This window comes from Planktotalea sp., assembly GCF_039984035.1.
Lineage (GTDB): Bacteria > Pseudomonadota > Alphaproteobacteria > Rhodobacterales > Rhodobacteraceae > Planktotalea.
Genome location: NZ_JBDWVM010000246.1, coordinates 1 through 6761, shown reverse-complemented (window position 1 = coordinate 6761; position 6761 = coordinate 1). Strand labels below are relative to the sequence as shown.

The following is a 6761-nucleotide window of genomic DNA, read 5'->3' as shown; positions in this document are numbered from 1 at the left end:
GCTCCCATTGACACAAACGCCGAAACCCAAAACCAACCTGCAAGACACCAATGCACTGCATCAAAGGATTCTAGACCGCCTCGGCCCCAGCCCAATGGCTGAGGATCAGTTGCTCAGAGATATTGGTGCGCAAGCCAGTTCGACCATCCCCATCTTAACCGATCTCGAAATACGGGGTCACATTCGCCGCGCGCCCGGAGGATTGATTAGCCGCGCTTAGGCTTGCGGATCAATTCACGCCTTCACAATAATCGCTTATCACAGCGCGGTATCGGCGACAAAACGGGCCATAAGCAAACCAAACATCTGTTGGACCAATCGCCCAATGAACCGCAACCCAAGTCTCTCCCGACAGGCGCAACAAGGCCTGCATACTCGTGCCATCCATGGAGTCTGGGTCAAGCGCGCCTTCGCTATAGCCTGGCGTGCTGTAAAGGTCGATTTCTCCTCCGCCCGGACGTTGCGCATACACTGCGGCAAAGCCCATCTTTCCGCTGATGCGCAGATCATAGACCACGAATTCCACCGGATCGCCGAGCTGTTCCTCAGCATGCGCCCGCAATGCATCCAACATTGCTTTACGCTCGCTCGTCCCACGCGCAGGTTCATAAAAGTCCGCCGTCGCCGGTCCGCTCAAACATAGAGCTATCAATGCATAGATCAAAAACCGCATTGCGTTCACCTTCCCTTATAGCTTTGCAATCGCCCCACCTTAGCCGAATAAGCGAGCGTGGTGCCAATTTTCCCCGCCAAATTTACCCTTTTATCGTGCCTAATTGACATTATGGGCTTTCACCACACATGTAACGGACCCATAAGAGCCGAAATTCTCGAGACGAGTCGTAAGGAAAATATATGCCTGTTGTTGTTGTCGAATCCCCAGCTAAAGCCAAGACAATCAACAAATATTTGGGGCCCAACTATACTGTATTGGCCTCATACGGACATGTTCGCGACCTGCCGCCAAAAGACGGTTCCGTTGATACCGAACAAGATTTCGAGATGAAATGGGAGATCGGCAACGACAGCAAAAAGCACGTCAAAGCCATCGCAGACGCCCTCAAAGACGACAACGAACTCATTCTCGCGACCGACCCTGATCGCGAGGGAGAAGCGATTAGTTGGCATTTGCAAGAGGCCCTGACGAAGCGCCGCTCGATCAAGAAAGATACGCCAGTCAGCCGTGTGGTATTTAACGCGATCACCAAGGCCGCTGTGACCGAAGCGATGAAAAATCCGCGTCAGGTCGATCAGCCACTGGTCGAAGCTTATCTTGCCCGCCGTGCGCTAGATTATCTCGTGGGCTTTAACCTGTCTCCTGTTCTGTGGCGCAAATTACCGGGCGCACGTTCTGCGGGCCGTGTGCAATCAGTCTGCCTGCGCATTATCGTTGAGCGTGAGACAGAGATTGAGGCCTTTAATGCCCGCGAATATTGGTCCGTGAAAGCCTTGCTTGCTACGCCGCGCGGTCAAGAATTCGAAGCACGCCTCACAGTCATGGGCGGCAAGAAGCTCGACAAATACGACCTTGCGAATGAAACGGCGGCCGAATTAGCGGTTCAGGCGGTGACATCACGCGATCTGAGGGCGGTTTCGGTTGAAGCGAAACCAGCCGCGCGCAATCCATCCGCTCCGTTCATGACATCAACGCTCCAGCAAGAAGCCAGCCGCAAGTTTGGCTTTGGTGCGCGCCAGACGATGAACATCGCACAACGTTTGTACGAAGCCGGTCACATTACATATATGCGGACCGACGGCATCGATATGGCACCCGAAGCAATCACCGAAACACGCGATGCGATTAAAGATCGTTACGGTGACGCGTATCTGCCTAAATCGCCACGCGAATATAAGAACAAAGCCAAGAACGCCCAAGAAGCACACGAATGTATCCGCCCGACTGTGCTGGCAAAAGATGCCGAGAGCCTGAAATTGAGCGAGCCGGATCAGCGCAAGCTTTATGATTTGATCTGGAAACGCACGATTGCCTGCCAAATGGAAAGCGCGCGTCTTGAACGTACGACGGCAGACCTTGGTTCTGACGACGGACAAGTCGTGCTCCGCGCGACAGGTCAGGTTGTGCTGTTTGATGGGTTCATGAAGGTCTACGAAGAAGGCCGAGATGACGCTGTTGTGGACGATGACGACAAGCGCCTGCCGCAGATTGCCCAAGGCGATCCAATGGCGAAACGTTCCATCAGCCCCGAGCAGCATTTCACGCAGCCGCCGCCCCGCTATACCGAAGCGACGCTCGTCAAACGTATGGAAGAACTTGGCATCGGCCGCCCGTCGACATACGCCTCTATCGTTACGACGATTCAAGACCGCGAATATGTGCGTAAAGACAAGAATCGCCTCTACCCAGAGGATAAGGGTCGCATCGTAACAATCTTCTTGATGAACTTTTTCCGCCAGTATGTCGGATATGATTTCACAGCTGGCCTTGAGAGCCAGCTCGATGATGTTTCCGCTGGCGATGCTGATTATAAAGAAGTGCTCAGTAAGTTCTGGCGCGATTTCCATGCAGCAATCTCTGAAACCTCAGAGCTGCGCATTTCCGAAGTGCTTGATGTGCTGGATGATGCGCTTGCCCCGCAGCTTTATCCACCGCGCGAAGATGGCACCGACCCACGGATTTGCCCCAAATGTGGACAGGGAAGCTTGCATCTTAAAACTTCTCGCACTGGCGGGTTTGTCGGCTGTGGTAACTACCCCGAATGCACTTATACACGCCCGATTGCTGGCGAAGGCGCAGATGGTGAAGAATTGCTCCTTGGCACCGATGAGGGTGATGAGATTTGGCTGAAATCTGGCCGCTACGGTCCTTATGTTCAGCGCGGCGAAGTCACGCCCGAAAACAAAAAGCCTAAGCGGACCTCCCTGCCCCAAGCACGTCATGGCGGCTGGGATAAAGCTGAAACCACGCTGGAACAGGCAGTTCAATTGCTTAGCCTGCCCCGCAACGTCGGTGATCATCCCGAAGGCGGCCGCATTAGCGCCAACCTTGGCCGATTTGGCCCCTACATCATGCACAAATTGCCGGATGCTGAAAAACCGACCTACGTAAACATGAAGGTTTGGTCCGAAATGTTCGAGATTGGCATGAACCATGCGGTTGAATTGCTCGCAGATAAACGTGCCAATCCCGGTCGTCGTGGTGGCGGCACCGCAGCGAAACCACTCAAAGAGCTTGGCGAACATCCCGCAGATGGTGGTCCAGTGAACGTCATGGAAGGTCGCTATGGCCCATACGTGAAGTGGGAAAAGATCAACGCTACGATTCCAAAGGGCACTGAACCTGCAGATGTCACCATGGAAATGGCTGTTGAACTGATCGCTGAACGTGCGGCAAAGACCGGCAAGAAGAAAGCGGCCCCCAAGAAAAAGGCCGCCGCCAAAAAGCCAGCGGCGAAGAAAACGACAGCAAAAAAGGCTGCTCCCAAAAAGAAAGCCCCAGCGAAGGAAAAAGACGCTGAATAGCTTTCGAACCGCATGCCGGTACAGCTGAAATGCGCCTTGGAAAACGCTTTGCTTTTCCAAGGTGGCCTATCAGATAACATGTTAGCGATCACACTTAATTCTTTGGTGTTTTAGGCGATTCCTGCGCTTAAATTGACCTGCATTTGATTGACTCTCCCCGATCCATTCGGCAAGAAAAGTTCAAATTACTTAGGGTCAGGAGAAATATTATGAAAAAAGTCTATGGCAGTGCTGCCGAAGCGCTGGAGGGCGTGCTGTTTGATGGCATGCTCATCGCAGCAGGCGGCTTTGGTCTATGCGGCATTCCTGAACTTTTGCTCGATGCGATCAAAGATGCCGGAACAAAAGATCTGACGTTTGCGTCTAACAATGCAGGTGTTGATGACTTCGGCATCGGTATCTTGCTTCAGACCAAGCAAGTGAAAAAGATGATCTCATCTTACGTTGGCGAAAACGCTGAATTCATGCGCCAGTATCTTTCTGGAGAACTAGAGCTGGAATTCAACCCGCAAGGTACTTTGGCTGAACGCATGCGCGCTGGTGGTGCCGGCATTCCAGGCTTTTACACCAAAACAGGTGTGGGCACCGTGATCGCAGAAGGCAAAGAGCACAAAGACTTCAATGGTGAGACATACATCATGGAAGAAGGTATCTTTGCCGACTTGGCGATCGTGAAAGCATGGAAAGCGGATGCGACCGGAAACCTTGTGTTCCGCAAAACAGCGCGCAACTTCAACCCGCCTGCCGCGATGTGTGGCAAGATGTGCATTGTTGAAGTGGAAGAGATTGTCGAGACAGGCTCGCTAGATCCTGACATGATCCACCTTCCGGGCATTTATGTGCACCGCATTATCCAAGGTGACCACGAAAAACGTATTGAACAACGCACTGTGCGGGAGGCTTAAGTCATGTGGGATCGCAATCAAATGGCGGCACGCGCCGCACAAGAACTGCAAGACGGTTGGTACGTGAACCTTGGCATCGGTATCCCGACGCTGGTTTCTAACTACATTCCAGAAGGCGTTGAAGTGACGCTGCAATCGGAAAACGGCATGCTTGGCATGGGCCCCTTCCCGACCGAGGATGAAATCGACGCCGATCTGATCAATGCGGGTAAGCAAACGATCACAGAGCTTCCGCAAACAGCATACTTTGACAGCTCACAGAGCTTTGGCATGATCCGTGGCGGTAAAATCGCGATGGCGATTCTTGGCGCGATGGAAGTTGCTGAAAACGGTGATCTAGCGAACTGGATGATTCCGGGCAAGCTGGTCAAAGGCATGGGCGGCGCGATGGATCTCGTTGCTGGTGTTGGCCGCGTTGTTGTTGTGATGGATCACGCGAACAAGCATGGCGTCAGCAAAGTTCTGAAAGAATGCACATTGCCACTGACCGGCAAGGGCGTTGTGGATCGTATTATTACGAACATGGGTGTTCTGGACGTTGTTGAAGGTGGTCTTAAGATCGTCGAAACAGCCGATGGCGTCACCGAAGACGAGCTTCGCGCTGCGACAGAAGCAACGATCGTTTAAGACATTGTAGGGTGCGTGGTATCACGCACCTTACCTCTCAACCGCCAAGTTGTTTGAAAACACAGCCATCCGAAGCCAGTTGTGGTGGCGTGACGCATAGCCCGCGCGCAACCTGAAACGCGGCCAGTACCTTCGGCACATAATCGCGCGTTTCCGCATAAGGCGGCACACCGTTATTCTTGCGTACAGCGCCCTCGCCTGCATTGTAGGCCGCCAGCACGAGGACGGGATCATTAGAAAACTCGCCCATGAGCCAATCTAGATAAGCCACGCCACCGGAAATGTTTTGCGCCGCGACGCTGGCATCGCTGACGCCAAAACGGGTCGCTGTGGCGGGCATCAATTGCATTAACCCCTGTGCCCCCGCGGAACTCACCGCATCGGTTTTCCCAGCAGATTCGACCGCGATGACCGCAAGCACCAAAGCAGGCGAGACGTTTTTACCAATCGTCGCCTTTAAAATATCGATACCGTGGGATTGGCTGATGGAATGCAGCGTTTGCAAACGCGGCGCGCGCACGCCGCTGCCTGCAGGTGGGTTCGACAAGCGGTTGAGCGCCCGTTGATAGCGGCCACTGCTTTTAGCCAATTCGGTCGGAACGCTGTCCCAAAACCAGCCATAACTTGCAGATTTAGGCGTTTTGTTGGAATTGCCCGTGCCTTGAGAGCTCCCACCAACAATAGCCCCCGCTTTTGGGCCTTGCGGCGTGATCTGCACAGTAATGCGTTTGCGGCTTCCTGATTTGGGCGGTTTTTGACGCTTCGCCGAAAATTCGGGAAACGGCTTTGGTTTCGGTTTTGCATCATTTGTCTGCGCAGCCAAATCTACAGGCGCGACAGAAAACGCGATAAAGATCACGGCAGTTAGGGCGAAAAACAGTCGATACATCATGCTCAATCCAACAAACGTCTAAATGCGTTTTTGTCTTTGTACCTTGTTTTGATCGCAAACCGCATAAAAATCGAACCTGTTCGCGAGAACGTCCCAAGCCGTCACCCTAGCCACACAGGTCAGAGCGCACCTTTTTCATAGTATTTCCCCCATAAACTGAATTTTTTTCGCATAGCGCCATTATTTTGCCGAAAATTTGGGTGATCTAGTGCGCAAGGGCCAATTGCGGCCCGCACTTATGTAATTCCTTGGTGTGTTTCCCGAGGCTTAAATGGAAGATGTTCAAATGAAGAAATTACTCAAATCATTCGCGAAAAATGACAACGGTGCGATTTCAACTGAATACTACATCCTAGCGGCCGCTGTCGTTGGGATCAGCGTCGCAGCCTACGGAAGTATTGAAAGCGGTAGCGAAAAGGTCGTGAACGTTGATCCAGACGCTGCCTTGCAAAAATTCGTTGCAGGCTTCTAAGGCTGGCGGCTTGTTTGCCGCCCAATGAGTTTTCAAAGCAAAGGGACCAGCTTGGAGACAAGCTGGTCCCTTTGCTTTGTGTTCCACCTGACTGTGTTTCCAGCACCATCTACAAAATCGTAAACGAAAAGTTAAAAATCTACTTTCGCCGTGGCCCCGCCCTATTCGCGCCTAAATTGCATTCGATACAAGTTTTATCAAGTAACGGGCAGCACCGTGGTGAGAGACAGCGCTGATCAAAACCGAAGTTTGAAGAATTCAAAACTGATCCTAGAAGGAATACAACATGACTAACTTCATCAAAGCATTCGCACGTGACGAAAATGGCGCCGTAACAGTTGACTGGGTTGTTCTTACAGCTGCGGTTGTTGGTCTTGCAGTTGCT

The 6761-nt window shown here is 52.4% G+C and carries 6 protein-coding genes and 1 pseudogene; 5 read left to right on the top strand and 2 right to left on the bottom strand.

Going from position 1 to position 6761, the window contains the following annotated elements; translation table 11 throughout:
• Positions 1–220, top strand: a pseudogene (locus ABJQ89_RS11145) (DNA-protecting protein DprA); the annotation flags it as partial.
• Between the two features lie 9 nt (positions 221–229).
• Here the strand turns inward: ABJQ89_RS11145 and ABJQ89_RS11140 are convergent.
• Positions 230–673: a hypothetical protein gene (locus ABJQ89_RS11140; RefSeq protein ID WP_348496311.1), complete on the bottom strand. Its 444-nt coding sequence runs from the start codon at positions 671–673 to the stop codon at positions 230–232.
• Between the two features lie 182 nt (positions 674–855).
• Here ABJQ89_RS11140 and topA point away from each other — a divergent pair, with 182 nt between their 5' ends.
• The 3 genes from topA (at position 856) to ABJQ89_RS11125 (ending at position 5012) form a co-directional block, all read left to right on the top strand.
• Entirely contained in the window at positions 856–3480 is a 2625-nt protein-coding gene (gene topA / locus ABJQ89_RS11135; protein WP_348496310.1) for a type I DNA topoisomerase, read from the top strand.
• A gap of 209 nt (positions 3481–3689) precedes the next feature.
• Entirely contained in the window at positions 3690–4385 is a 696-nt protein-coding gene (locus ABJQ89_RS11130; RefSeq protein WP_348496309.1) for a CoA transferase subunit A, read from the top strand.
• A 3-nt stretch (positions 4386–4388) separates the two neighbouring features.
• A complete protein-coding gene (locus ABJQ89_RS11125; RefSeq protein WP_348496308.1) occupies positions 4389–5012 on the top strand; it encodes a 3-oxoacid CoA-transferase subunit B in 624 nt (207 codons plus the stop codon).
• Between the two features lie 37 nt (positions 5013–5049).
• Here ABJQ89_RS11125 and ABJQ89_RS11120 read toward each other — a convergent pair whose 3' ends face one another.
• Positions 5050–5904: a lytic transglycosylase domain-containing protein gene (locus tag ABJQ89_RS11120; protein ID WP_348496307.1), complete on the bottom strand. Its 855-nt coding sequence runs from the start codon at positions 5902–5904 to the stop codon at positions 5050–5052.
• Positions 5905–6190: 286 nt separating this feature from the next.
• Between ABJQ89_RS11120 and ABJQ89_RS11115 the strand changes: the two genes are divergently transcribed.
• Positions 6191–6376, top strand: coding sequence for a hypothetical protein (locus tag ABJQ89_RS11115; protein ID WP_348496306.1), 186 nt, complete (start codon positions 6191–6193; stop codon positions 6374–6376).
• Positions 6377–6761: the final 385 nt, after the last annotated feature.

Coding starts and splice junctions, on each gene's coding strand:
- ABJQ89_RS11140 (WP_348496311.1), bottom strand. CDS start 673: ATGCGGTTTTTGATCTATGCATTGATAGCTCTATGTTTGAGCGGACCG.
- topA (WP_348496310.1), top strand. CDS start 856: ATGCCTGTTGTTGTTGTCGAATCCCCAGCTAAAGCCAAGACAATCAAC.
- ABJQ89_RS11130 (WP_348496309.1), top strand. CDS start 3,690: ATGAAAAAAGTCTATGGCAGTGCTGCCGAAGCGCTGGAGGGCGTGCTG.
- ABJQ89_RS11125 (WP_348496308.1), top strand. CDS start 4,389: ATGTGGGATCGCAATCAAATGGCGGCACGCGCCGCACAAGAACTGCAA.
- ABJQ89_RS11120 (WP_348496307.1), bottom strand. CDS start 5,904: ATGATGTATCGACTGTTTTTCGCCCTAACTGCCGTGATCTTTATCGCG.
- ABJQ89_RS11115 (WP_348496306.1), top strand. CDS start 6,191: ATGAAGAAATTACTCAAATCATTCGCGAAAAATGACAACGGTGCGATT.